Source organism: Streptomyces sp. SCA2-17 (genome assembly GCF_044336695.1).
Genome location: NZ_CP117521.1, coordinates 1,960,369 through 1,984,816 on the forward strand (window position 1 = coordinate 1,960,369; position 24,448 = coordinate 1,984,816).

21 protein-coding genes are annotated in these 24,448 nt (G+C 74.3%); 9 read left to right on the plus strand and 12 right to left on the minus strand.

What is annotated here, in order from left to right:
• Window positions 1–580 precede the first annotated feature (580 nt).
• The 3 genes from PS271_RS08735 to PS271_RS08745 are packed head-to-tail and all read right to left on the minus strand — an operon-like array spanning window position 581 to window position 3,764.
• Entirely contained in the window at window positions 581–1,693 is a 1,113-nt protein-coding gene (locus PS271_RS08735) for a DUF5937 family protein (protein WP_398386753.1), read from the minus strand.
• A 10-nt stretch (window positions 1,694–1,703) separates the two neighbouring features.
• Window positions 1,704–2,231, minus strand: a complete 528-nt coding sequence (locus PS271_RS08740; protein WP_398381404.1) for a methylated-DNA--[protein]-cysteine S-methyltransferase — start codon at window positions 2,229–2,231, stop codon at window positions 1,704–1,706.
• A 21-nt stretch (window positions 2,232–2,252) separates the two neighbouring features.
• A complete protein-coding gene (locus PS271_RS08745; RefSeq protein ID WP_398386755.1) occupies window positions 2,253–3,764 on the minus strand; it encodes an AlkA N-terminal domain-containing protein in 1,512 nt (503 codons plus the stop codon).
• A gap of 175 nt (window positions 3,765–3,939) precedes the next feature.
• Between PS271_RS08745 and PS271_RS08750 the strand changes: the two genes are divergently transcribed.
• Window positions 3,940–5,757 (plus strand): hypothetical protein, encoded by a 1,818-nt coding sequence (locus PS271_RS08750; protein ID WP_398381405.1) that lies wholly within the window; start codon window positions 3,940–3,942, stop codon window positions 5,755–5,757.
• Window positions 5,758–6,128: 371 nt separating this feature from the next.
• On the opposite strand, the gene PS271_RS08755 is transcribed toward PS271_RS08750, so the two are convergent.
• The 3 genes from PS271_RS08755 to PS271_RS08765 all read right to left on the minus strand — a co-directional run bounded on the left by PS271_RS08755 (window position 6,129) and on the right by PS271_RS08765 (window position 10,561).
• Complete coding sequence (locus PS271_RS08755; RefSeq protein ID WP_398381406.1) at window positions 6,129–8,666, minus strand: tetratricopeptide repeat protein; 2,538 nt, start codon at window positions 8,664–8,666, stop codon at window positions 6,129–6,131.
• A 245-nt stretch (window positions 8,667–8,911) separates the two neighbouring features.
• The gene (locus PS271_RS08760; protein ID WP_106678337.1) at window positions 8,912–9,151 is read right to left on the minus strand and encodes a chaplin; all 240 of its coding nucleotides are present in this window, start codon (window positions 9,149–9,151) and stop codon (window positions 8,912–8,914) included.
• 369 nt (window positions 9,152–9,520) lie between these two features.
• Window positions 9,521–10,561 (minus strand): polyprenyl synthetase family protein, encoded by a 1,041-nt coding sequence (locus PS271_RS08765; protein WP_398381407.1) that lies wholly within the window; start codon window positions 10,559–10,561, stop codon window positions 9,521–9,523.
• A gap of 532 nt (window positions 10,562–11,093) precedes the next feature.
• Between PS271_RS08765 and PS271_RS08770 the strand changes: the two genes are divergently transcribed.
• The 4 genes from PS271_RS08770 to crcB (PS271_RS08785) are packed head-to-tail and all read left to right on the plus strand — an operon-like array spanning window position 11,094 to window position 13,659.
• Complete coding sequence (locus tag PS271_RS08770; protein WP_398381408.1) at window positions 11,094–12,410, plus strand: styrene monooxygenase/indole monooxygenase family protein; 1,317 nt, start codon at window positions 11,094–11,096, stop codon at window positions 12,408–12,410.
• A 36-nt stretch (window positions 12,411–12,446) separates the two neighbouring features.
• A complete protein-coding gene (gene crcB, locus PS271_RS08775) occupies window positions 12,447–12,926 on the plus strand; it encodes a fluoride efflux transporter CrcB (protein ID WP_398381409.1) in 480 nt (159 codons plus the stop codon).
• Between the two features lie 14 nt (window positions 12,927–12,940).
• Window positions 12,941–13,303, plus strand: coding sequence for a DUF190 domain-containing protein (locus PS271_RS08780; protein WP_398386756.1), 363 nt, complete (start codon window positions 12,941–12,943; stop codon window positions 13,301–13,303).
• Window positions 13,300–13,659, plus strand: a complete 360-nt coding sequence (crcB, locus tag PS271_RS08785; protein ID WP_398381410.1) for a fluoride efflux transporter CrcB — start codon at window positions 13,300–13,302, stop codon at window positions 13,657–13,659. The genes PS271_RS08780 and crcB (PS271_RS08785) overlap by 4 nt, the downstream gene beginning before the upstream one ends.
• A 9-nt stretch (window positions 13,660–13,668) precedes the next feature.
• Here the strand turns inward: crcB (PS271_RS08785) and PS271_RS08790 are convergent, their stop codons facing one another.
• The gene (locus PS271_RS08790; protein WP_398381411.1) at window positions 13,669–14,562 is read right to left on the minus strand and encodes a LysR substrate-binding domain-containing protein; all 894 of its coding nucleotides are present in this window, start codon (window positions 14,560–14,562) and stop codon (window positions 13,669–13,671) included.
• A gap of 89 nt (window positions 14,563–14,651) precedes the next feature.
• Here PS271_RS08790 and PS271_RS08795 point away from each other — a divergent pair, with 89 nt between their 5' ends.
• The 3 genes from PS271_RS08795 to PS271_RS08805 are packed head-to-tail and all read left to right on the plus strand — an operon-like array spanning window position 14,652 to window position 18,056.
• Window positions 14,652–15,356 carry a succinate dehydrogenase cytochrome b subunit gene (locus tag PS271_RS08795; protein WP_398381412.1) on the plus strand — a complete coding sequence of 235 codons (705 nt, stop codon included), beginning with the start codon at window positions 14,652–14,654 and terminating at the stop codon, window positions 15,354–15,356.
• 1 nt (window position 15,357) lies between these two features.
• Window positions 15,358–17,304, plus strand: a complete 1,947-nt coding sequence (locus PS271_RS08800) for a fumarate reductase/succinate dehydrogenase flavoprotein subunit (protein ID WP_398381413.1) — start codon at window positions 15,358–15,360, stop codon at window positions 17,302–17,304.
• Window positions 17,304–18,056: a succinate dehydrogenase/fumarate reductase iron-sulfur subunit gene (locus PS271_RS08805; protein WP_398381414.1), complete on the plus strand. Its 753-nt coding sequence runs from the start codon at window positions 17,304–17,306 to the stop codon at window positions 18,054–18,056. The genes PS271_RS08800 and PS271_RS08805 overlap by 1 nt, the downstream gene beginning before the upstream one ends.
• Here the strand turns inward: PS271_RS08805 and PS271_RS08810 are convergent.
• From PS271_RS08810 to PS271_RS08830, 5 genes are all read right to left on the minus strand, one after another.
• Entirely contained in the window at window positions 18,034–18,831 is a 798-nt protein-coding gene (locus tag PS271_RS08810; protein ID WP_398386757.1) for an ABC transporter permease, read from the minus strand. The genes PS271_RS08805 and PS271_RS08810 overlap by 23 nt on opposite strands.
• 5 nt (window positions 18,832–18,836) lie before the next feature.
• On the minus strand, window positions 18,837–19,466 hold the full coding sequence (locus tag PS271_RS08815; protein ID WP_398386758.1) for an ABC transporter ATP-binding protein: 630 nt from the start codon (window positions 19,464–19,466) through the stop codon (window positions 18,837–18,839).
• Window positions 19,467–19,551: 85 nt separating this feature from the next.
• The gene (locus PS271_RS08820) at window positions 19,552–21,219 is read right to left on the minus strand and encodes a sigma-70 family RNA polymerase sigma factor (RefSeq protein ID WP_398381415.1); all 1,668 of its coding nucleotides are present in this window, start codon (window positions 21,217–21,219) and stop codon (window positions 19,552–19,554) included.
• Window positions 21,220–21,325: 106 nt separating this feature from the next.
• A complete protein-coding gene (locus PS271_RS08825) occupies window positions 21,326–22,876 on the minus strand; it encodes a PH domain-containing protein (RefSeq protein WP_398381416.1) in 1,551 nt (516 codons plus the stop codon).
• On the minus strand, window positions 22,873–23,409 hold the full coding sequence (locus tag PS271_RS08830; protein ID WP_398381417.1) for a PH domain-containing protein: 537 nt from the start codon (window positions 23,407–23,409) through the stop codon (window positions 22,873–22,875). The genes PS271_RS08825 and PS271_RS08830 overlap by 4 nt, the downstream gene beginning before the upstream one ends.
• Window positions 23,410–23,496: 87 nt before the next feature.
• On the opposite strand from PS271_RS08830, the gene PS271_RS08835 reads away from it, so the two are divergent.
• A complete protein-coding gene (locus PS271_RS08835; protein ID WP_398381418.1) occupies window positions 23,497–24,102 on the plus strand; it encodes a TetR/AcrR family transcriptional regulator in 606 nt (201 codons plus the stop codon).
• Window positions 24,103–24,448: the final 346 nt, after the last annotated feature.

Below are 24,448 nucleotides of genomic sequence, written 5' to 3' on the forward strand. Positions count from 1 at the left end.
GACTAGCGCACCCCGTATGACACACGCTTGCACCCCGAGCCGGGCTCGATCTTCCCCACCCGGACGTCATAGGAGGTCTCCATCAGTCCGCACCTCGATCAAGCATCGCCCCCGATGCCGGGTCGCACCACGTACCAAAGCACCGACGACGCTCGGCCCCCTCACCTACACGATCCCACCAGCGACAGGTCCCACCACCGCAGCACTGGGGTACCTTGCCTGAACACGGCAAGCTCTCATCTCGACGGCCGATGGCTGTGTGATGCCTCACGGAGCTCGATGTCGCTGCCGCCGACCGCCGCCGATACGCTGTCCGTCCTCCGCCCTAAAGGCGATACGGATGGCCACATGGCTAGCATGACTGGCGGCTTGATCAAGCAAGATCATCCCCTATGTGTTCCACAAAACGCCTGACACGGCGTCACATAAGCCGAAATGTGCAGGTTTCAGGGGCAAGAGCCACGACAGAGCGGGCCTCTTCTAAGCGCTTGGCCGCAGGTTCGAGTCCTGCCGGGGGCGCGCTGCCGGGCCCTCCCCTTTGGGAGGGCCTTTTTGCTGGTCAGGGGGTCTGCTGATCGGGTCAGCGGAGGATGCCTTCCAGGAAGTCGCTGCTCAGGCGGGCTACCGCTCGGACGTCCAGCTGGTAGAGGACGTAGCGGCCGCGGCGGCGGGAGGTGATCAGGCCCGCCTTTTTGAGGACCGACAGGTGGCGGGAGACCTCCGGGGGGCTGATGCCCAGGACGCCGGCCAGTTCGCCCGTGGTGTGCGCGGTGCGGGCCGTGCTGCGGCAGACCTGTATGCGGACGGGGTGGGCCAGGGCTTCGAGGCGGAGTTTGAGGAGGTCGACCGAGGTGGGGGCGGGCAGTTCGGGCGAGCCGACGGGGTAGTGGACGACGGGGCGCCACTGCGGCCGGTGCAGGACCATCAGGTGCGGCCAGCCGAAGTGGGACGGGACGAGGGTGAGGCCCGGGCCCACGACGGAGTCCGTTGCCGTGGCCCTTCCCTCGGCCAGCTTGTCGACCCGGATGCGGCGGCCGCCGTCCTCCAGGTGGAGGGCCGGGGAGACCGCCGCGAGCGCCTCGCGGAGCCCCTTGCGGCGCAGCAGCTCCGTCTTGTGCCGGACGTCGGCGGCCAGCCGGGGTCCGACGCGCTGCCAGATGTCCGCGAAGAACGCCTCGTCGCAGTCCTCGAACAGGCGGCGCACCCAGGCCCGTACGGAAGCCGGGTTCTTCAGCAGGCGTTCGGCGAACTCCACCTGCCGGGGCCCGCGGGCCGCGGCCAGCTCCAGGGTCCGGGTGCGCGTCGGGCGGTGCGTCAGCGGCGACGGGCCGCCGATGCTGTACGAGGCCAGGCAGGCGAACTCCAGGGCCGTGGTGACGAACTGGTCGTCGTCCAGCCGGTCGAGGAGGTCCAGCTCCTCGGCGAGGCTCGCCCCGGGCCTGCCCGTGCCGCCGCGCAGCCCGGCCCAGGGCATGAACAGGTCGGAGAACGTGGTGCGCCACAGGAAGTCGGCTTCCTGGAGGCGGTCGGCGAGGTCCGGGCGGAGCGCGGCGGCCGTGGCCGTGACCCAGCCGGCCAGCCCCGGGTGGTGGCCGGGCTCGGACAGCGCGTGCAGCGCGAGGCACAACTCGCCCATCGGCGACGTCTCGAAGACGATCCGTTCGGTGGCCAGGCCGGTGATGTCTATGCTCACGCTCACGACGTCATGATGCCTGCTCCCGCGCGCTGCCTGCGCGTTCGAAGGCGAGCAGGCGCTGCTTGCGGGGCAGCCCGCCGCCGTAGCCGGTGAGGGCGCCGCTCGCGCCGACGACGCGATGGCAGGGGACGATGATGCCGACGGGGTTGCGGCCGTTTGCCAGCCCCACGGCCCGGGACGCGGTCGGGCGGCCGATGCGGGCGGCCAGCAGGCCGTACGAGACGGTCTCCCCGTACGGGATCTCCAGGAGGGCCTGCCAGACGGTGCGCTGGAAGTCCGTCCCGGCGAGCCCGAGGGGCAGGTCGAAACCGGTGCGGGCGCCGGCGAAGTACTCCTCCAGCTGCTCCCGGGTCCGGGCGAACACCGAGCCCCGGGCGTACGGTTGCGATGCGCGCTCGCCGAAGGTCTCCTGGGGCGGGCGGTGGCGCTGGCCCTCCATGTACAGGCCGCCGAGCCGGTCGCCGGTGGCCACCAGGGTCAGGGGGCCGTACGGGCTGTCCATGACCGTGTGCGAGCGGTGGGAATGGTCGGACATGATTCCTCCGTGATGTGCGGCTCACGCCGGCATGCGGTTGATCGGGTGCTCTCCCGTGGCCCACAGGTGCTGCACGGCGTACGACCGCCACGGCTGCCAGGCCCGTGACCTGCGGGTGAGGGCCGCGGGCGTGGCGGCCAGGCCGAGGTTCGCCGCGGCGAGGCGGACGCCGAGGTCGGTGGCGACGAAGGCGTCCGGGTCGCCGAGGGCGCGCATGGCGATCGTCTCCACGGTCCAGGGGCCCACCCCCGGCAGCGCGGAGAGCTGCTCCCGGGTGCGCTGCCAGTCGCTGCCCGGGCCGAGGTCGAGCCCGTCCGAGGCGAGCGCGGCGACGAGAGCGGTGAACGTACGGCGGCGCGAGCCCGGCATGGCGAGGGTCTCGGGGTCGAGCTCCGCCAGGGCCGCGGGGGACGGGAAGAGGTGGGTGAGGCCGCCGTCCGGGTCCTCGACCGGGGTGCCGTGGGCGGTGACGAGGCGCCCGGCCAGGGTGCGGGCCGCGGCCGTGGACACCTGCTGGCCGAGCACCGCGCGGAGGGCGAACTCGGCCGGGTCCGCGGTGTGCGGCACCCTGCGGCCGGGGGCGCGGTCGACGAGCGGGGCCAGCAGCGGGTCCTCGCGCAGGAGCCCGTCGACGGCCTCGGGGTCCGCGTCCAGGTCGAGCAGGCGGCGGCAGCGGCTGACCGCGGCGGCCAGGTCGCGCAGGTCCGTCAGGGTCAGCCGGCAAGCGATGTGGCCGTCCGCGGGGCGGAGCGTCGCGATGCCGTGCCCGTGCGGCAGCCGCATCGTGCAGCGGTACGCGCCCTCCCGCCACTCCTCCGTGCCGGGGACGGCGGTCGCCGCCAGGTGACCGAACAGGTTGTCCGGGAAGAGCGGGGCGCGGTAGGGCAGGCGCAGGGAGACGGTGCCGGGGGTGGTGCCGGGGGTGGTGCCCGGCCCGGCATCCCCCGCGGTGGGCTCGCGGAGCGCCCGGCCGGCCGCGCGGGTCCGCAGCTCGCTCGGGGAGAGCGCGAAGACCTCCCGCACGGTGTCGTTGAAGGTGCGGATGCTCGCGAACCCGGAGGCGAACGCCACCTCCCCCATCGGCAGGGGCGTCGTCTCGATCAGCAGCCGCGCCGTCTGGGCGCGCTGCGCGCGGGCCAGCGCGAGGGGGCCCGCGCCCAGCTCGGCGAGGAGCTGCCGCTCGACCTGCCGGGTGCTGTACCCGAGCCGTGCCCCGAGGCCCGGCACGCCCTCGCGGTCCACCACGCCGTCGGCGATGAGGCGCATGGCCCGGGCCGCCAGGTCGGCCCGCTCGTTCCAGCGGGGCGAGCCCGGGCTCGCGTCGGGCCGGCAGCGCTTGCAGGCGCGGAAACCGGCCTGCTGCGCGGCGGCCGCGCTCGGGTAGAAGGTCATGTTCCGCGGCTTGGGCGGCACGACGGGGCAGCTCGGGCGGCAGTAGATGCGGGTGGTGGTCACGGCGGTGAAGAACCACCCGTCGAAGCGGGCGTCCTTGGACTGTACGGCCCGGACGCACCGGTCCACGTCGTGGTGCATGCCGTTGCTGTGCATGCCATCGCTGTGCATGGCGTCGGTGTGCATGCCGCCAGTATTGGCGCACCTCGCGCCCCGGATCCGGCGGAAATCCGACATCCATGTCGGAGGTGTGCTGTGCTTCAGTGGGGTTATCCGTGGGGCCAGTGTTTCTGGTGATCGTTGGGGGGACAGGGAAATGCGTGGGGCGAATGATCAGTCGCGTCTGCGGGTGCCCGTCGGTGAGGACGCCCACCGCTGGGTGACCCGGGCCGCGTGCCGCCGCGTCCTGTTCGTCGTGCACAACGTCACCTCCGCCACCCGGCTGCTGGACGTGCTGCCGCTCTTCCGGGACGACCTCCGGGTGCAGCTGCTCGTGACGTGCACCGGGTCGTCGCCGTTCCTCGCCGGCGTGCCGGAGCTGCTGGCCTCCGTGGGCCTGCCCGTACTGCCCTGGGAGCAGGCCAAGGAGACGCCCGTCGACCTGGCCGTCTCCGCCAGCTACGGTGGTGAACTGGAGCTGATACGCGGGGATTTGGCCGTACTGTCACACGGCGTTGGCTACAATAAGAGATTGGCCACACCGGACACCGGACACCGGACACCGGACACCGGACACCGGACACCGGACACCCCTGCCCCCGCCCCCGCCGCTCCCGTCTTCGGCCTCTCCCCCGACTGGCTGCTCCACGACGGCCGCCCCCTCGCCGCCGCGACCGTCCTCTCGCACCCCGAGCAGCTCGACCGCCTGCGCGCCGCCTGCCCGGAGGCGGCCGGCACCGCCGTCCTCGCCGGTGACCCCTGCTACGACCGCATCCTCGCCGCCCTGCCCCACCGGGACCGCTTCCGCCGGGCCCTCGGCGTGGCCCCCGGCCAGCGGCTCGTCGTCGTCAACTCCACCTGGTCGCCCGGCTCCCTCTTCGGCGACGACGACTCCGAGGGCGATCTGCTGCCGTCCCTCCTGCCGCGGCTGGCCGCCGAGCTCCCCGCCGACGAGTACCGCACGGCCGCCGTCCTCCACCCCAACATCTGGCACGGCCACGGACCCGGCCAGATACGGGCCTGGCTCGACCGGGCCCGCCGCGCCGGGCTCGCGCTCGTGGACCCGCTGGAGGACTGGCGGCAGGCGCTGATCGCCGCGGACTGCGTGATCGGCGACCACGGGTCCGTCACGTACTACGCGGCCGCCATCGGCAGGCCCGTCCTCCTCGGCGCCTTCCCCGGCGGCGCCCTCGACCCGGACTCGCCCGTCGCCGCGCTCGGCAGGGCCGCGCCGCGGCTGCGCCCGTACGACGGCCTGCGCGCGCAGGTCGACCACGCCGTCGACCACCACGACCCCGGCCGCTTCCGCGCGCAGGCGGAGCACGTCAGCTCCGCGCCGGGCCGCTCCGCCGCGCTCCTGCGCCGCGCGTTCTACCGCCTGATCGGCATTCCGGAGCCCGCCGGCCGCCCCGCCTTCCTCGACCCGCTGCCGCTCCCGTCGTACGCGCCGGCCGAGCGCACCGCGCCCGTCCGCGTCCTCACCCGGCCGGCCGGCGCCTCGGGCGCGCCGGAGATCGCCGTGGTGCGCTGTGCGACGGATGACGTCCCCGTGGATGCCGACGACGACATCGGCTGGGACGCCCACACCGCCGTCCACGAGGACACCCCCGACCCGGGCCGGCTGCGCATCGCGGACGTGATCGTGCGGTACGCGGCGGCCGACGACCCGCGCGTCGGGCCGCCCGGCGCCTGGACCGCGGAGGTCCTCGGCCGCCACCCGGGCTGCGCGCTCACCGCGTACGTGACGGGGCCCGGGCGCGTAACCGTCCGCACCCGCGGCGGCGACCTGCTGCGGCTCACCGCCCGCCCCGGCGCCGACGGCCGGGCCGACCTGTGCGACCCGGCGGCTCACGCCTCCGCCCTCCACGCCTGGCTCGCGGGCGGCAAGTCCCTGGAGGAGGCGGTGGGGAGCGGCATCACGGTGGTGACGGGGAGGGTCCACCACCGCGTGGACATCGAGCCGCTGCCCGGCTGAGGCCGGCCGTGCCGCACTGATGCCGGCCGTACCGTACTGATGCCGGCCGTGCCGTTCGGCCCGAGGCCGGTTCGGCACCGCCGGTGAACGCCGTGGGGGTTACGCGCCGCGGCGGCGGAAGAAGAGTGCGGGCCTGCGCAAATGCAGGCGCCCGGCCGAGCCGCACCCCGGATGAGCCGACACCCCGCCCGGAGCCGCCCCTTCAGCCCCGGCGCCCGTCTCCCGCCACAGCGGCGGAAGAAGCGTACGGGCCCGCCCAAACGCAGGCGCCCGGCCGAGCCCGCACCCCGGATGAGCCGGCACCCGGCCCGGAGCCGACCCTTCAGCCCCTGACGGACGAGTCCGGCGCCCGGCCCGGCACCGGTCGTCGTTCAGCCTCCCGACCCCGTCTCCCTCAGGTGTGCCTCCGTGCGGGACACTCCCGCCGTGTCGCCCGCCTCCTCGTACAGCGAGCGGGCCAGGCGCAGGTAGCGCGCCGCCTCCTCCGGGGACTGCGTGCAGCGGGCGCGGAGTTCGGCGGCGTCGGCTCGCTGGAGGACGGCGCCCTCGGCCTCCATGACGGCGAGGGCCTCGTCGAGGGGCGTACGAGCGGCGGCGGGGTCGCCGGCGGCCAGGTGGGTCTCGCCGAGGCTCATCCGGACGCGGGCCTCGTTGTAGAGGTCGCGGTCGGGCAGCGCCCGGAAGCGGGCGAGGGCGTCGGCCAGTTGGGCCAGGGCCTCGGCGTGGCGGGTCTGGCCGCGCAGGGCCCGCCCGAGGTGGTGGGCGAGGAGCGCGTCGGCGCGCGGCACGTCGGCCGCGCCGTCGCCGCCCGGAGCGATGCCGTCCAGGGCGCGCCGGGCCTGCACGAAGTACTCCTCGGCGGCCTCGTAGCGCCATTGCCGCAGGCAGAGCAGGCCGAGCGACTCGGTGGCCGTGGCGCGGCCGCGGTGGTGGCCCGCGCGCTCGTCGGCCGCCGCGGCGGCGGTCAGCTGGGCCTCGGCCTCCGCGTACCGGCCGAGGCCCATGTACCCGAAGGCGAGCTGGGTCCGTATCCGGCCCTCGGCCCGCGGGTCGCCGATGCCGGCGGCGCAGCGGCGGGCCGCCTCGACGCCCCGCAGGTGCGTGGCGACCCACTGGTCGTGGAAGCCGAGGCGCAGGTGCAGGCCCCACGTGGCCTCGCACAGCTGCCAGGCCTCCTCGTCGAAGCCGTACTCCTCCGCGGCCCGTACGGCCTCGGCGAGGTTCGCGCGTTCGCGGCGCAGCACGGCCAGGGCCGCGCGGGCTTCTTCCGCGGTACGGCCGGCGGGGCCGCTGCCGGGCGTCCGGGCGTACGCGGGGCCCAGGTGCCAGCGGCCGGGGATGACGAGGGCGTCGGCACGGGCGGCCAGCCTCAGGTACCAGGTGATGGTGCGGCGGACGGCGAGGGCCGTCGCCGCGCGGCCGTCCTCCTCGTGGGCGCGGCGCTCGGCGTGGAGGCGGACGAGGTCGTGGAAGCGGTAGCGCTCCTCGCCGGTCTCCTCCAGGAGGTGGGCCGCGGCGAGGGTTTCGAGCAGGCGGCGCGCCTCGGCCTCGCCGGTGTCCGCAGCGGCCGCGGCGGCGCCGACGGGGACGTCCGGCCAGGGGCGCAGGGCCAGCAGGCGGTAGAGGCGGGCGGCGTCGGGGGCCAGGGCGCGGTAGGAGAGGTCGGTGGCGAGGAGGGCCGGTTCCACCGGAGAAACCGGTTCCGGCGGAGCAACCGGTTCCGGCGGAGCAACCGGTTCCGGCGGAGAAACACGAAACGCGGTGTCCTCAGGGAGAGCAGCGTCATCAGGCATTCCAGGAGCCTGTCCCTGCCGGCCCCCCGTCAAGCCCGCGGTCGCCCTCAAGCCCTCGGCCATCGCCGCGAATTCGCGCTCCAGGCTCTCCCAGGTCAGTTGCTCCCGCACCTGCACCAGGGCCCCCGTCTCGCACAGCGCGAGCGGTATGCCCCCGCACCGCGCCGCCACGGCCTCCGCGTGCGTGCGCTGCGCGGCGACCCGCTCCGGGCCGGCGATCCGGGTGAGCAGCAGGACGGAGTCGTCGCCGGACAGCGGGCGGACCGGTACGGTCCGCGCCCCATGGTCGCGCACGAGCGCGGGCAGCCGGTGGCGGCTGGTGACCAGGACGAGCGACCCGGGCGACGCCGTCAGCAGCGGCCCGACCTGGGAGGCGCTGTGGGCGTTGTCGAGGAGGACGGTCAGGCGCCGGCCCGCCGTGCGCTCGCGGTAGAGGTCGGCCTGGCCCTGCTCGTCGGCGGGCACCCGGTCCGCGGGTACGCCCAGGTGGTGCAGGAAGCGGACGAGCACCTCGGACGGGGTGACGGCGGTGTCCGCCGCGGCGCCGCGCAGGTCGGCGTACAGCTCGCCGTCCGGGAAGCGGTCGGCGAGGGAGCGGGCGCAGTGCACGGCCGCGGCGGTCTTGCCGACGCCGGCGGGACCGGCCAGCACGGCGATGGGAGAAGCCATGGAGGAAGCCATGGAGGAGGCCATGGAGGAGGCGCCGCCGTCCGGCCCCTCCAGCAGCGCCGTGACCTTCGCCAGGACGTCGTCCCGGTCGGTGAAGGCCGACGTCAGCGGCGGCAGCATCCGCGGGCGGGCCGCGCCGGGAGCCGCCGCGGGGACGGCGGCGGCCGCCAGCCACTCGCTCTCGCGGAGCCAGGCGGCCAGGTCGCGGGCGAAGCCCGGTTCGGCACGGGCCTGTTCGATCAGGAGGGCGGCGAGGGCCCTGCGCTCGCCGTCGTCCGCAGGGGCCGCGGGCGGCTCGTCGCCGCCGCCCCTGCGCCAGGCCCGGCGGGCCAGGCCGGCCAGCCCCTCCGCGGTCCGCCGCCCCAGCTCCCCGGCCGCGCCCGACAGCGCTCCTGACGCCGCCGTGTCGACGGCCGCCAACACGGCCGTCATTGTGAACGGATCCACCGCACGCCCTCCCCCAACTCTCGCCGCCCCGCCCCGTAGTCCCGACCAAGCTAGCGGGAAGATCACCAACTGGGGAGAGGAATCCCGTACGCGTCACCGGCTGGGGAGAGGAATCCCGTACGCGAGCGGGGAGGTGCCGGAACACCCCGTGAACACAGCGTGGCGCCCGCGACGGAAAATCGAGGGCGCCACACGGAAGCGGCCCGGGGCGGGGGCACCCCGAATCCGCCGGTTTTCGGCCTGTGTCAGTCGATGACGCAGACGTTGCCGGACGCGGGGTTCAGCAGTCCGACGATGTCGATCGTGTTGCCGCACAGGTTGATCGGGATCTGGATCGGCACCTGGATGACGTTGCCCGAGATGACGCCCGGGGAGCCCACAGCCGCCCCCTTGGCGACGGAGTCGGCGAGCGCGGTCCCGGTGATACCCGCGAGCGCCGCGCCCACGGTGGCGGTCAGGGCAGCCGTTTTGACGATTCGTGACATGCGGAGACACCTTTGCTGCTTGATCTTGCTCGGTCGTACTGGGAGGCACCCGACCGGTGACGGCCGGGGTGTGCTTTTCAACGCCCCGTACTCGCAAAGGTTTCGTCCGTGGTGCGGATGGGTGACCGAGGGTCTCCCTTCCGGTCGGCCCTGTCCGTGTACTGGTCCGTGCGGTGGCCACCGAGAAATCCGTGGCCATTCTCCGCACCGCCGCAGTCATTTCGGCAGGTCGTCGGTCTAATGCGCTCTAATGGGCCGTGCGGGCTGCGGCGGGGGGACCGGCGTCACGGAGCGGAACTGCCCTGCGAATGCGGTTCCGCAGAATGACCCGTACGGCCCAGCGGAGCCGTCCGCCGAAAACCGAAGACCCTACCCCCGCTCCGCCGCCATCCGCACCGCGAAGGCCGTCAGTTCCTCGCACCACCCCGGGGTCAGCCGCGCGGCGGCCGCGGTCCGGGACGCCCGGTCCACCAGCTCGCGGATGAGGCGCTCGGCGATGCCGCGCTCCTCGCGCTCCAGCAGGATCTCCCGCAGCAGTTCGGCGTCCCAGTCGTACTCCGGGCCGCCGTCGAGGAAGCCGCGCAGCCGCCAGGCGGCGTGCAGCGAGCGGGCGTAGGCGTCGTAGGCGGTGTCGAGGTCGGGCCGGCCGGCGAGCGCCGCGCCCAGCCGGAGCGGGTGCCGCAGGGCGTACCAGCCCGCGGTGCAGCCCCGGTCGCATCCCGATATGCACCGCCCGGGCCACGGGTCGTCGAGGTACTCGGCGGCCATCGCCTCATGGGCGTACGTGCCGATCACGCGCTCCACGCGCATCTCGTCCCAGATCTGCCACGCGGGCGCGGGCAGCCGCGCGGCGAGCCGGTCGGCGAGCGAGAGGGCGAGGTCGCCGGCCAGGGTGGCGGTGGACTCGCCGAAGCGGCGCGCGTCGCCCGCCCAGCCGTTGCGCTCGTGCTCGGCTGCGCGGCTGACGTGCAGCGTGGGGATGCCGCGGCGCAGGGCGGCGTTGTCGCGCACGTCGCTGCGGATGAGGGTGCAGGTGTCGAGGAGTTCGAGGGCGGCGGCCGCCTCGACGGCGGCCGCGCCTCCCACGCCACCGCCCGCGTCACCGCCCACCTCACCCCCCGCGTCACCACCCGCCTCACCACCCGCCTCACCCTCCGCGTCGCCGCCCGCCGCCAGATAGCCGGTGAGGAGGATGACCGGGCGGATCCGGTCGGCCCCCACGGCGACGAGTTCGGCGAGGGATTCGACGACGCCTGCGCCCCGCGCGTCGGCGGTGCGCCAGCGGCGGTGTTCGTCGTTGAGGAGGCCGCGCAGCCGTTTCTCGACCTGGTCGAGCATCCCGGCGCGCTGGAGCTGGGGGACCGGCTCCTGGGGCGCCACCGCGCGGGGCAGCCGGGGTTGCGTCGTCATCGTGTGCCTCCCTGGATCGGTTTCGGTCCAGCGACCGACCCTGCCGGGCGGGCGCCCCGCCCTCGGCGGCGGAGCCTGACCGGCCAGAAGGCTGCCCACGGGAACGCGCGGGAAGCGACGGTTTCCTGCCATACCGGAATGCGTCATCCCTCCCCCTTCATGGCACTCTCGCCGCCCCCTCCGGTCCGCCGGGACGGCCCCAGGAGGCGGCTCGCGGCCCGTGCGCGCGTGCGAGCGTGGCGTGCATGTGGCTCATAATCGGCTGTCGTTGCCCGCCCGGCCCGGGCCGATCCCCTCGGACACCGGTCGTATCATCCTCCGATTCACCCGTGTGACCTGCGGAAGAGCCGTCCCTTGACCGCGGGCTTGACCGCCGGCTTGACCGTCGGCTTCCGGCCGACGCGGTACGGCAGCGCACGCGGGCGGACGATGATGGCGCCGTCTGTACAGCGCGCCGTGCACGCCGCTACAACGGGTGGGGGTCCGGTGCCGGGACCGCACGGCAGCGACCTCCGGGCCCGCGGAGGCGGCGATGCGCAGGATCGCGGTGGTCGGAGCGGGGCAGGCGGGGCTGCACCTGGCGCTGGGGCTGCGGCCGGACAGCACGGCAGCAGCGGAGCAGCCCGGGCCCCGAGCACTCCATGAGCCCTACGACGTCACCGTCTACACCGCCCGTACCCCCGATGAGGTGCGGGCCGGCCGGGTGCTCTCCACCCAGGTGATGTACGGCCCCGCCCTCGCCCTGGAGCGCGCTGCCGGCCTGCACCTCTGGGAGGCGGAGGCACCTCGCCTCACGGCCCTCGGCTTCTCCGTCGCGGACCCGCGGCGCTCCCCCGCCGGAGGCTTCTCCGGCCTCCTGGACCAGCCCGCGCAGTCCGTCGACCTGCGGGTGAAGACGGCGGGCTGGCTGGAGCTGTTCGAGGCGCGCGGCGGGCGCGTCGAGTACGGCACGGTCGGCCCGGACGACCTGCCGGGGATCGCCGCCGCGCACGACCTGACCGTCGTCGCCACCGGCCACGGCCCGCTCGCGGAGGTCTTCGCGCGCGACGCCCGGCACAGCCCGTACGAGCGCCCGCAGCGGAGGCTGGCGGTGTGTTACGTACGCGGCACGCGCATGCCCGACGGCCTCCCCGTACCGCACCTGCGCGTCACCCCCGTGGGCGGCTCCCAGGAGTTCGCCGGGGAGTTCTTCGTGATGCACGCCCTCACGCTCGACGGCCCGTGCGAGATCGTGCTGTGGGAGGCGGTGCCGGGCGGGCCGTTCGACGTCTGGGCGGACCGGCCGGGCCCGGGCGAGGTCGTGGAGCGCTCGCTGGAGCTGCTCCGCGGCCATCTGCCCGGGGAGTACGAGCTGTGCCGCGGCATGGAGCCGACGGACGCGGGGGCCTCGCTCACGGGTGCGCTGACGCCGGTCGTGCGGCGGCCCGTCGCGGAGGTCGCGCCCGGCACGTACGTCCTCGGGCTGGGCGACGCCGTCGTCCTCCACGACCCGATCGGCGGGCAGGGCTCCAACAGCGCGGCCCGCGGCGCCGCCCACTACCTCCGGGCGATCACCGCGCACGGCGGCGAGCCCTTCGACCGGACGTGGATGCTGCGCACGTTCGCGGCGTACTGGGAGCACGCGCGCCACGTGTCGGCCTTCTGCAACATGCTGCTGGGGCACCCGCCGGAGCACGTACAGCGCATCCTGTCCGCGGCGGCGCGGCACCCCGCGGTCGCGCACCGCTACGCCAACGGCTTCGGGGACCCGGCCGGCTTCGCCGACTGGTTCATGGACGCGGACCGGGCCGACGCGTATCTGGCGGCCGTGGGCGCCGCCGGCGCGGCGGTTCCGGCGGACGGTGGATAACCTGGCCGCACGACGACGAGGAGGCGGACGGACCGCATGAGCACCACCCGCGCCGGGACGGTCACCGGCGGCCCGCCCCCGCGGACGCGTCCTCCCGGGCGGCGACCCGTGGCGCGCGGGCAGGGCGCGGTCGTCTGCGCGGTCTCGCTCGGCGGAGGTGCGGGGGCCGCGGCCCGCTACGGCGCCGGGCTGCTGTGGCCCGCCCCGGCCGGAGCGTTCCCCTGGACCACCTTCCTGATCAACGTCGTGGGCTGCGCCCTGATCGGGGTGCTGCTCACGGTGATCGGCGAGCTCGCCGCGCCGCACCGGCTGCTGCGGCCGTTCCTCGGCACGGGCGTGCTCGGCGGCTTCACGACCTTCTCCACGTACGCGGTGGACGTCCAGCGGCTGACCGAGGACGGGCACCTCGCGACGGCGTTCGCCTATCTGGCGGCCACGCTGCTCGCCGCACTGGCTGCCGTGTGGGCGGCCGCGGCGGCGACGCGGGCGGTGCTGCTCCGCAGGGGCGCGCGGTGAGGCCCGCGGGCCGGATGGCGCTGCGCCTGACCGCCTTCCTCGGCGCGTCCGACCGCTGGCAGCACCGGCCGCTGTCCACCGAGATCGTGCACCGCGCGCACGCCGCCGGGCTCGCGGGGGCGACGGTCTTCCGCGGGGTCGAGGGCTACGGCGCCTCGTCCGTCGTCCACACGGCCCGGCTGCTCTCGCTGAGCGAGGACCTGCCGGTGACGGTGGTGATCGTGGACGCCGAGGAGCGCGTACGGGCCTTCCTGCCGGTGCTCGCGGAGGTGGTCACGACACAACTCGTCACCCTGGAGGCCGTCGAGATCCCGCAGCTCGGGCAGCCCGGGGAGCCGGGGGAGCCCGGGGAGCCCGCGCCGGAGGGCAGCGCGTGAACTGGCTCCTCGTCCTCGCCGGCGCGATGGCCGGCGCGCCCCTGCGCTACCTCACCGACCGCGCGGTGCAGGCGCGCCACGACTCGGTCTTCCCGTGGGGCACGTTCGCCGTGAACGTCGCCGGCAGCCTGCTCCTGGGGATCCTCACCGCCGCCGCCCCGTCCCGCCTGCAACTGCTCCTGGGCACGGGCCTGTGCGGGGCGCTGACGACCTACTCCACGTTCTCGTACGAGACGCTGACGCTGGCCCGCGACGGCGCGCGCGGCTATGCGGTGGCGAACGCGGCGCTGAGCGTGGTGTGCGGGCTGGGCGCGGCGTTCGCGGGCGTGGCGCTGGGGCGGGGCCTGTGGGGGTGAGCCCCCGGATTACTCCTCTCCCACCCCCAGGTGCTCCAGCAGCACCGCCCTCAACTCCCGTGCCGCGCGGGGCGGGGCGACGTCCTTGCGGTGGGCCAGCGCGACCGTCCGGCGCATGCGGGTGCCCTCGAAGGGCGTGACGCGCAGGCCCGAGCGGGCGGCCACCATGCCGGGCACCACCGCCAGGCCCAGGCCCGCGCGGACGAAGCCGAGGACGGCGTCCATCTCCCCGCCCTCGACGGTGAAGGACGGTTCGAAGCCGGCGGCGCGGCAGGCCGAGGTGGTGATCTCGCGGAGGTCGTAGCCGCGGCGGAACATCACCATGGGCAGGCCCTCCAGGTCCGCGACGCGGAGGGCGCGGCGGCGGGTGGGCGGGGGCTCGCCGGGGGCGGTGACGACGACGAGGTCCTCGCGCAGGAGCTCGGTCGTGGCGAGGGCCGGGGCGCCGACCGCCAGCGGCGTGATGATCAGGGCGAGGTCGAGGCCGCCGCCGGCGAGGGTGCGCACCAGGTCCTGGGAGCCGCCCTCGTCGACGACGAGCTCGATGCCGGGGTAGCGGGAGTGGTAGGCGCGCAGCACGTCGGGGACGAGGCTCGCGCACAGGCTCGGCGGGGCGCCGAGGCGGACCCGGCCGCGCCGCAGCTGGGCGACCTCCTGGACCTCGCGGCGGGCGGTCTCGGTGTCGGCGATGATCTGCCGGGCCAGCGGCAGCAGGGCCTCGCCGGCGTCGGTGAGGGTGATGTTGCCGCGGGCGCGCTGGAAGAGCTCGGCGCCCAGTTCCCGTTCGAGGGCCCGGATCTGCTGGGAGAGGGAGGGCTGGGCGACGTGCAGGGCCTCCGCGGCGCGGGTGAAGTGACGGACTTCGGCCAAGGTCGCGAAGTAGCGCAGCTGCTGGAATTGCACGGTCAGCAGCATAGATAGGCGGAGCCTATGGAAACCAGCTTCATCATGTCTTGGACGGATCGACCCGGGGCTGCCTAGCGTCTGGTGCCATGGCACTGGCGACCCGGGCGGACCGTCCTCCGTCCCTCATCGGCTCCGTGTGGCGGTCGACCGTCGGCAAGAAGGCGGTCATGGCGGTCACCGGCGTGATCATGCTGGCGTATCTGGTCGCCCACGTCGTGGGCAACCTCAAGATCTTTTTCGGTGCGGGCGAGTTCAACGCCTACGGGCACTGGCTGCGCACCGTCGGCGAGCCCTTCCTGCACCACGAGTGGTTCCTGTGGATCGCGCGCGCCGCCCTCGGGACGGCCGTCGTGCTGCACGGCGTGGCCGCGTACCAGCTCAGCCGCCGCGACCTCGCCGCCCGCCCGCGGAAGTACGAGCGCAAGCGGCCGCGCGCGAGCTACGCGACCCGCACCATGCGCTGGGGCGGTGTGATCATCGCTCTGTTCATCGTCTGGCACGTCCTGGACCTGACGACGCTGACCGTCAACCCCAACGCCCAGGAGGGGCGGCCGTACGAGAACCTCGTCGCCTCCTTCGACCGCCCGGCCGTCACCGCCTTCTACATCGTCGCGATGCTCGCCCTCGGCCTGCACATCCGGCACGGCTTCTGGAGCGCCGCGCAGACGCTGGGCGCGAACTCGGCGCGCCGCGACCGGGTGCTGAAGTTCCTGGCCAACGCGCTGGCGCTGGTGCTGACCTGCGGCTTCATCGCCGTGCCCGTGGGCGTCCTGACAGGAGTCGTGAGCTGAGATGACCGCATACCCCGACTACCGCACCGGCGACCCCGTCACCGACACCGCCGCCCCCGGCGGGCCGATCGCCGAGCGCTGGGACCGCCGCCGCTTCGAGGCCAAGCTGGTCAACCCCGCGAACCGGCGCAAGCACACCGTCATCGTCGTCGGCACCGGCCTCGCGGGCGGCGCCGCGGGGGCCACCCTCGCCGAACAGGGCTACCACGTCGTGCAGTTCTGCTACCAGGACTCGCCGCGCCGCGCCCACTCGATCGCCGCCCAGGGCGGCATCAACGCCGCCAAGAACTACCGCAACGACGGCGACTCCGTACACCGCCTGTTCTACGACACCGTCAAGGGCGGCGACTTCCGGGCCCGCGAGTCCAACGTCCACCGCCTCGCCCAGGTCTCGGTCGAGATCATCGACCAGTGCGTCGCGCAGGGCGTGCCCTTCGCCCGCGAGTACGGCGGGCTGCTCGATACGCGCTCCTTCGGCGGCGTGCAGGTGTCGCGGACGTTCTACGCGCGCGGGCAGACCGGCCAGCAGCTGCTGCTCGGCGCCTACCAGGCGCTCAGCCGGCAGATCGACGCGGGCAACGTCGAGATGCACGCCCGTACGGAGATGCTGGACCTGATCGTCGTCGGCGGGCGGGCGCGCGGCATCGTCGCCCGGGACCTCATCACGGGCGCCGTCAGCACGCACCTCGCGGACGCCGTGGTCCTCGCGAGCGGCGGCTACGGCAATGTCTTCTACCTCTCCACCAACGCCAAGAACTCCAACGCCACCGCGATCTGGCGGGCCCACCGCCGCGGCGCGTACTTCGCGAACCCCTGCTTCACCCAGATCCACCCCACCTGCATCCCGCGCTCCGGCGACCACCAGTCGAAGCTGACGCTGATGAGCGAGTCGCTGCGCAACGACGGCCGCATCTGGGTGCCGAAGGCGAAGGGCGACACCCGCCCGCCGGGGGAGATCCCGGAGTCCGAACGGGACTACTACCTGGAGCGGATCTACCCCTCCTTCGGCAACCTCGTCCCCCGCGACATCGCCTCGCGCGCCGCGAAGAACGTCTGCGACGAGGGGCGCGGCGTCGGCCCCGGCGGGCAGGGCGTCTACCTGGACTTCGCCGACGCGATCGCACGCATGGGCCGCAAGGCCGTCGAGGCCAAGTACGGCAACCTCTTCGAGATGTACGAGCGGATCACGGCGGAGGACCCGTACGAGGTGCCCATGCGGATCTACCCGGCCATCCACTACACGATGGGCGGCCTGTGGGTGGACTACGACCTCCAGACCACGGTGCCGGGCCTGTTCGCGATCGGCGAGGCCAACTTCTCCGACCACGGCGCGAACCGGCTCGGCGCGTCCGCCCTGATGCAGGGCCTGGCCGACGGCTACTTCGTCCTGCCGTCCACGATCAACGACTTCCTGGCCCGGCACCCGCACGACGCCGTGCCCGGGGACCACCCGGCCGTGACGGAAGCCGTCGCGGACGTGACGGACAGGCTGCGGCGCCTGCTGGCCGCCGGCGGCGACCGCACCCCCGACTCCTTCCACCGCGAGCTCGGCGAGCTGCTGTGGGACGAGTGCGGCATGGCCCGCACGGACGCGGGCCTGCGCAAGGCGCTCGACCGCATCCCGGCCCTGCGCGAGGAGTTCTGGCGGCGCATCAGGGTGCCGGGCACGGGCGAGGAGCTCAACCAGTCCCTGGAGAAGGCCAACCGCATCGTCGACTACCTGGAACTCGCCGAGCTGATGTGCCTCGACGCCCTGCACCGCTCGGAGTCCTGCGGCGGCCACTTCCGGGAGGAGAGCGCGACGCCGGACGGCGAGGCGGCCCGCAAGGACGAGGAGTTCTCGTACGCGGCCGCCTGGGAGTTCACGGGGACGGGCAGCCCGCCCGTCCTCCACAAGGAAGCCCTGACCTTCGAACACGTCCACCCCACCCAGCGGAGCTACGCGTAATGGACCTCACCCTGCGCATATGGCGCCAGCGCAACGCCGCCGAGGCGGGCGCCATGACCACGTACCGGGTCACGGGCATCAGCGAGGACATGTCCTTCCTGGAGATGCTCGACCACCTCAACGAGGAGCTGATCCTCGCCGGGGACGAGCCCGTCGCCTTCGACCACGACTGCCGCGAGGGCATCTGCGGGGCGTGCGGCATGGTCATCAACGGGCAGGCGCACGGCCCCGAGCGGACCACGACCTGCCAGCTGCACATGCGGCACTTCAGCGACGGCGACACCATCGACGTCGAACCGTGGCGCGCGGCCGCCTTCCCGGTCGTGAAGGACCTGGTCGTGGACCGGTCCGCGTTCGACCGCATCATCGGCTCCGGCGGCTACGTCTCCGTGCCGACGGGCTCCGCCCCGGAGGCGCACGCCACGCCCGTCCCCAAGCCGGTGGCGGACCTCGCCTTCGAGCACGCGGAGTGCATCGGCTGCGGCGCGTGCGTGGCCGCCTGCCCGAACGGCTCCGCGATGCTCTTCACCTCCGCGAAGGTCGTCCACCTCAACGTCCTGCCCCAGGGCGGGCCCGAGCGGGAGTCGCGGGTCCTGGGTATGGTGGACGCCATGGACGACCAGGGCTTCGGGGGCTGCACGAACACCGGCGAGTGCGCCACCGCCTGCCCCAAGGGCATCCCGCTCCAGTCGATCGCGACGATGAACCGCGAGTACCTGCGGGCCTCGCTCAAGGGCGGGCGGCGGAGCTGAGCGGGCGCCCCGCGGCCGGTCGGTGGTCGCGGGTGCGCAGGTGGAAGGCGGCGGTGCCCAGCAGCCACATCGCCGCGAACCACACGGGGCCCAGCAGCAGGTGCGCGTACGGGGTGGCGCCCGTGAAGCCGGCGGCCACGCTCACCTGCGTGGGCCCGTACTCGGGCAGGAACTGCACGCCGCCCTTCGTGGCGCCCGGATTGCTGATCGGGTTCTGCAGCATGGTGTCGAGCAGGCTGGTCATGATGATGACGAACAGGCCCGCCAGCTCGTTGCGCAGGAAGGCCCCGAGCAGGATGCCGATCCCGCCGTAGCCCACGCCGGCCGTGAACACCCCGGCCATCAGCAGCCAGGGCCGGACCGGGTCCCAGTACCAGCAGATGACGGCGGTCGCGTACGCGGAGATCAGGGCCGCGGCGAGCAGCATCGCGCCCACCTTGGCGACGAGCAGGCAGATCCGCGGGTAGCCGGCCAGGACCAGGCGGCGGTCGAAGGCCAGCGACTTGAACGTCGTCATGAACATCATGAAGCCGACGATCAGCGTGACGGCGTTGATCGCGCCGGAGACCATCGTCAGCCGGTTGCCGTCGACGGTCAGGTGCCGCCCGGTGGCGCGCAGCAGGAAGCCGGTGGGCGCGGAGGCGACGAACCAGTGCTCCATCGTCAGCCAGAACGGGATGTAGAAGACGACGAGCACGAGCGCGAAGCGGTTGCGGGTGTGCTCCAGCAGGGCGAAGGCGGCGGCCGTGGCGAAGCGGCGGCCCGGGTTGTCCATCCGGCTCACCCGCCTCCCGGGCCCGGCGCCGGGCCCGGGCCGGGCCGCCAGCGCGCCGCGACGCCGTCGTGCAGGCGGTAGAGGCGGTCCAGCCGCTCGGTGTCCCAGGCCAGGTGGGAGACGACCACGATGCAGCAGCCGCGGTCGCGCAGGCGGGCCGCGACGCTCCAGAACCGCAGGTAGGTCTCCCAGTCGAAGCCCTGGTACGGCTCGTCGAGCAGCAGCACCTGCGGGTCGTGCATGAGGGCGAGCGTGAGGTTGAGCTTCTGGCGGGTCCCGCCGCTGAGCACGGCGACGCGGGAGTTCCGGTACGCGGAGAAGTGGAGCTCCTCCATCAGCTCCTCGGCGCGCTCCACGCTCCTCAGCCCGTAGGCGACCTGGAAGTAGCGCAGGTGCTGCGCGACGGTGAGGAAGTCGTTGAGGACCGTCTCCTGCGGGCAGTAGCCGAGCCGGCCCCGGTGCTCGACGGCACCGGCGTCGGCGGCGGTCTGCCCGCACAGGATGCGCAGCAGCGTCGTCTTCCCGGCGCCGTTCTCCCCGACGATGCCGGCGAGGGTGCCGGGCCCGAGAGCGAACGAGACCCCGCGCAGCACCCGCCGCGCACCGTACGACTTGTGCACTTCACTGACGCGCAGGGCGTGCGGGGGTGCGTACGGTGCGGCCACGCCTGTCCAACGACGGACCGAGCGGGGCGTTGCGGGCGGCGAGGCGCGGCCGGGATCAGCGGGCGCCGAAGACCTGGGTCCAGCGGGGACCGCCCGGGGCGTTGTTGACGCCTACGCCGATCTCCTTGAAGGAGCAGTTGAGGATGTTCTTGCGGTGGCCGTCGCTGTGCATCCACGAGTCCATGACGGACGACGGCGTCTGCTGCCCGTAGGCGATGTTCTCGCCGTACGTGCTCCAGTGGTAGCCGGCGGCGGTGATGCGGTCGCCGGGGCCCTTGCCGTCGGGGTTGGTGTGGTTGAAGAAACCGCGGGCGGCCATGTCGTCGGAGTGGCCCTGGGCGGCGGCGTCGAGCGTGCTGTTCTCGGTCAGGGGCGAGCAGCCGGCCTTGGCGCGCTCGGCGTTGACGAGGTCCGTGACCTGCTGGCCGAGGGAGCCGCCGCCGGGGTTCGCGGCCTTGGGGGCGCGCTTGGCCGGGGCCTCGGTCTTCGGCTCGGGCGAGGGCTTCTCAGCGGCGGACCTGCTCGGCTCCGGCGCGGAGGAGGAGGGCGAGGCGGAGGACGACGCGGACGGCTTGGCCGAGGCGGAGGCGCTCGCGCTTGCGGAGGCGGACGGCGAGGCGCCGGGCGGGAGCGCGGACGTGCTGGCGCCGAGCGCCTGTACGCGGTTCTGCTGCGCCTGCCCGTCCTCCGCCGAAACGTTCTTGCCGTCGGAGGAGTCGGTGAAGAGGTAGAAGGCGCCACCGGTGAGGAGGGCCAGGGCGGCGACGCCGGCCGCGGCCCGCCGGGCGGTGCGGGAGCGGTTCGCGCGGTGGCCGCGGTGGCCGTTGCCGTTGCCGTTGCCCGCGCGGCGCCGGTCTGCGCGCGTGCCGCCGGCGGGGGCGGCATGGGATGCCGGGGAGGCGGCCGGGGAGACGTCGGCCACCTGCTGCGTGCGCAGCATCGCGCCGCCGGGCCACCAGCCCAGCAGTGACGCCCCGACCGGCACCAGGCCGAGCCCGACGAGCAGCCCCTCGGCCGGGACCAGGGCCGACAGCGCCCCGGCGCAGCGGCCGCAGCCGCGCACGTGGCGGGCGACGCGCTTGCGCCACAGGGCGGACGGGGCGCCGTCCCAGGACGCGACGACGTCCCCGAGCTGCGGGCAGAGCGGCTGCGCGGCCAGGGCCCGTACGACGCCGCGGGCGGTGTCCAGCTGGGCCTTGGTGCGCTGGATGCGGACGGCCGCGTGCTGCGGGGTCATCTCCAGGGCGGTGGCGACCTCGGCGCGCGTGAGCTCGCCGGCGGCCTCCAGCCACCACAGGGAGAGCACGGTCTGCTCGTCGTCGTCGAGCCAGCGCGTGGCCTCGGCGACCTCCTTGCGCTGCCCTTGCAGGCCGAGCCGGACGATGGTGAGGTCGACGAAGTCCGCCTCCGGGTCGGGGACCTCGGCGACCTCCTGGAGGCCACTGACGGGAGTCTCCGGACGCTCCCGCCAGTGGCTGCGTATCTGGTTCATGGTGATGGCGACGAGCCAGGACCGGAACGCGGCGGCGTCCCGGAGCTCGCCCAGGCCGTTGATCACCCGGAGCATGGTCTCCTGGACCACGTCGTCCACGTCGGCGTGGCCGCCCAGGGCCCGGCCGACGATGTTGTAGACGAGGGGCAGGTGGGCCGCGACGAGCTCGTCCTGGGCCGCCGTGTCCCCGGCTCGCGCCGCCTCGACCACGGCCACGCTCTGACTGTTCACGCTCCGCCACCCTTCTCCGGCATTCCGTTCGGGAGTCGGTCCGTTCGGTCCGACACATAGGAGATGCGGATGGGGCGCGACGATAACAAAAACTGCTCGGAAAACTTCAAGAGGACCGGACAAATCCCGGTATGTGGGGCGGCTGTTCGCCGTGGTCCAGGAATTCCGTGAGGAGGCCCGGAGTCGCCGCGTCCGCGAAGCCGGCGGCGTCCGCGGCCGGCATGTCCCGGATGCGGTATCCGTCCTCCCCGGCGGCGACGGCGGCGGTCGCCGTGACGAGGCCCGCGCGGCGCGAGAACGGGGTGTCGGTGAACGTCCACGCCAGGACGGCCGAGCGGTCCAGCGCGACCGTCTCCCGGCCGAACGTGCCGGAGCGCACGAACAGGAAGCGGCCCCGGAAGCCGTGCCCGAGCCCGCGGTAGGCGTCGCGCGCGAGCCCGTACGCGACGGGGGCGGCCAGGACGAGCCAGCCCGCCGCGCAGTACAGCAGGACGGGGGTCAGCAGGGCGCCCAGCACGGCGAGCACCGCGGCGGGCGGCAGCACGCACCATGTGAAGGCCCGGACGATACGGCGGCGGAGCGCGGCCCGCGGGTGGGCCGTCAGCCCGGCCGGGGCGAAGGGCTCGCCCAGCACGCCCTCGCACACGCTCACCGCCTCGCCGCGGGAGGCGGGCGGCAGGACGACGCTGCGGCGGCGGTTCTCCTCCTTGTTGCCGAGGCCGCCCGCGACGGCCCGGACGCTCGCGCCGCCGCCCGCGCGCAGCAGGAGCGGCTCGCGCAGGGCCACCCCGCGCAGGCGGGCGCGCTCGATGGACACGGACCGGGTGGTGAACATGCCGTGGCGGACGCGCAGGGTGGCCGCGTCGGTCCACTCCAGGCGGTAGTTCCACCAGTTCTCGGCGTAGAGGGCGACCGCGCCGACGGTGCCGAGGGCGGCGACGGCGAGGAGCCCGAGCGGGATCGTGAGCCACAAGACGCTGTTGCCGAAGTCTTCGAACGCGCGGCGCACGAAGCCGATGCGCCACGGCTCGACGCCGATCCCGTCGAGGACCCGCCAGACGGCGCCCGCCGCGGCGAAGACGCCGCCGACGACCCAGAACGTCAGCGGTGCGTAGCGCAGGCGGCGCAGGTCGGCGACGGCCAGCACGGGATCCTCGGCGCGGGCGGCGCCCGCGCGGGCGAGCAGCTCGGCGCGCAGGCGCACGGCCTCGGGACGGGCGAGGGAGTCCAGGGAGAGCACGCCGCCCGGCCCGCCGCCGCCCGTGCCGGCGCGCAGCACGGCGAGGCCGAGGAGGCGCTGCGCGAGGTTCGCCGTGATGTCGACATTGCGCACGCGGTGCAGGGGGATCGCGCGGACGCTGCGGGTGAACAGGCCCGTGCGGAGCTCGATGGCGTCGGCGGTGACGCGGTAGCGGGTGCGGCGCCAGGTGATGACGCCGGCGGTGGTGACGGCCGCGAAGACGGCGCCGATGACGGCGAGGGTGATCCACGCGCGCGTGCCGAGCCGGCCGCCCGTGGCGAGCGCGGCGAGGGCCAGCGAGCCGAGGGGGGCGCCCATCCAGGTGCACTGCACGGCGAGCGTGCGCGGGTCGAGCGTGCGCCACGGCTGCTCGGCCGCACGGAGGTCTGTGCGGGAGTCTGTGCGGGGGTCGCTCATGCGGCGTCACCCTCCCGGGGCGTGAGGCGGGCCGCCTCGGCGATGCGGGTCGCGATCCGCTCCGCGTCCTCGTCCGACACGCCCGTGATGCGGATGTCGCCGGCCGTGGAGGCGGTGGTGACGGTGACCGCGGCGAGGCCGAACGCGCGCTGGAGCGGACCGCGCACGGTGTCGACGGTCTGGACGCGGGAGAGCGGGGCTATCCGGCGCTTGTGCAGCAGCCAGCCGCCCGCCGCGTAGACCGCGCTCTCACCGACCTCCCAGGCGTGGATGCGGCAGCGCAGGCGCGGCATCGCCAGGACGTAGGCGACGGCGGGCAGGACGAGGACGCCGAGGAGCAGCGGGCCGAGCCACGGGAGGGCGCCGGGGAAGAAGAGCAGGGAGAGGACGAGGAGGGCGACGGCCGTCAGCAGCAGGGGGCCGCTGACCGTCAGCCAGGCCTGCGCCGTCCACCAGCGGCGGGCGTGGGGGGCGACGCCGTGGCGGGGCGGCCTGAGCCTGAGCCCGGTCGTCGTCTGTCCGTGTCGTGCCATGGCGCGTCGCTCCCCGGTCCCGCTTTTCCAAGTCAGTTGTATTGAGAATAAGCTATAGCAATACGAGCGACTTGGAAAGGTGGGGTGGTGAGCGTGCCCAAGCGCGTGGACCACGAGGAGCGGCGCCGGGCGATCGCGGAGGCCCTGTGGCGCATCGCGTGCGCGCGGGGGCTCGACGGGGCGAGCCTGCGGGACGTCGCGGCGGAGGCGGGGATCTCGCTCGGGCAGCTCCAGCACTACTTCTCCAGCAAGGACGAGATGCTCGTCTTCGCCCTCAAGTACCTGGGCGGGCTGGCGGAGGAGCGCATCCGTGCGCGGCTCCTGGGGTTCGCCGGGCCGCCGTCACCGCGGGACGTCCTGCGGGAGACGGTCATGGAGATGCTCCCCCTGGACGACGCGAGCCGGACCGGGAACCTCGTCCAGATCGCGTACTTCGTACGGGCCCTGCACGACGAACGGCTGCGCGAGCACGCGAAGGAGGGCGTCCCGGCGCTCCGGGCGTTCTTCGCGGACCAGGTGCGGGCGGGGATCGCCCGGGGCGAGGTGGACGCGTCCCGCGCCCCGGACGCGGAGGCGATGCTCCTGATCGCCCTGACGGACGGCCTGACGACGTACCTGCTGCTGGAGGCGTGCGCCCCGGAAGAGGCGGAGTCACTGCTGGACGGCCACCTGGACCGCCTGTTCACTCCGTGAGGGGGTGCCGGACTGCGCCACGGGCCGATCGGCACCGCCGGAATGCGCCGCCGTGGCATATCGCCGTCGCGGCGGAAGAAGAGTGCCCGGCGGGCATCACCTCCGCCGCAGCGGCGCACAACCACGACATCGGAGACCGGCGGTGCCGGACTCAGCCACGGGCCGTTCGGCACCGCCGGAATGCGCCGCGGTGGCATATCGCCGTCGCGGCGGAAGAAGAGTGCCCGGCGGGCATCACCTCCGCCGCAGCGGCGCACAACCACGACGCCGGAGACCGGCGGTGCCGGACTGAGCGACGGGCCGTTCGGCACCGCCGGCATGCGCCGTGGTGGCATATCGCCGTCGC

What these genes read in the sequence shown, in the direction of transcription:
- PS271_RS08740 (WP_398381404.1), bottom strand. Translation starts at nt 2,231, where the DNA reads ATGTCCGACCATTCCCACCGCTCGCACACGGTCATGGACAGCCCGTAC.
- PS271_RS08745 (WP_398386755.1), bottom strand. Translation starts at nt 3,764, where the DNA reads ATGCACCACGACGTGGACCGGTGCGTCCGGGCCGTACAGTCCAAGGAC.
- PS271_RS08750 (WP_398381405.1), top strand. Translation starts at nt 3,940, where the DNA reads ATGCGTGGGGCGAATGATCAGTCGCGTCTGCGGGTGCCCGTCGGTGAG.
- PS271_RS08760 (WP_106678337.1), bottom strand. Translation starts at nt 9,151, where the DNA reads ATGTCACGAATCGTCAAAACGGCTGCCCTGACCGCCACCGTGGGCGCG.
- PS271_RS08765 (WP_398381407.1), bottom strand. Translation starts at nt 10,561, where the DNA reads ATGACGACGCAACCCCGGCTGCCCCGCGCGGTGGCGCCCCAGGAGCCG.
- PS271_RS08770 (WP_398381408.1), top strand. Translation starts at nt 11,094, where the DNA reads ATGCGCAGGATCGCGGTGGTCGGAGCGGGGCAGGCGGGGCTGCACCTG.
- crcB (WP_398381409.1), top strand. Translation starts at nt 12,447, where the DNA reads ATGAGCACCACCCGCGCCGGGACGGTCACCGGCGGCCCGCCCCCGCGG.
- PS271_RS08780 (WP_398386756.1), top strand. Translation starts at nt 12,941, where the DNA reads ATGGCGCTGCGCCTGACCGCCTTCCTCGGCGCGTCCGACCGCTGGCAG.
- PS271_RS08795 (WP_398381412.1), top strand. Translation starts at nt 14,652, where the DNA reads ATGGCACTGGCGACCCGGGCGGACCGTCCTCCGTCCCTCATCGGCTCC.
- PS271_RS08800 (WP_398381413.1), top strand. Translation starts at nt 15,358, where the DNA reads ATGACCGCATACCCCGACTACCGCACCGGCGACCCCGTCACCGACACC.
- PS271_RS08805 (WP_398381414.1), top strand. Translation starts at nt 17,304, where the DNA reads ATGGACCTCACCCTGCGCATATGGCGCCAGCGCAACGCCGCCGAGGCG.
- PS271_RS08810 (WP_398386757.1), bottom strand. Translation starts at nt 18,831, where the DNA reads ATGGACAACCCGGGCCGCCGCTTCGCCACGGCCGCCGCCTTCGCCCTG.
- PS271_RS08825 (WP_398381416.1), bottom strand. Translation starts at nt 22,876, where the DNA reads ATGAGCGACCCCCGCACAGACTCCCGCACAGACCTCCGTGCGGCCGAG.
- PS271_RS08830 (WP_398381417.1), bottom strand. Translation starts at nt 23,409, where the DNA reads ATGGCACGACACGGACAGACGACGACCGGGCTCAGGCTCAGGCCGCCC.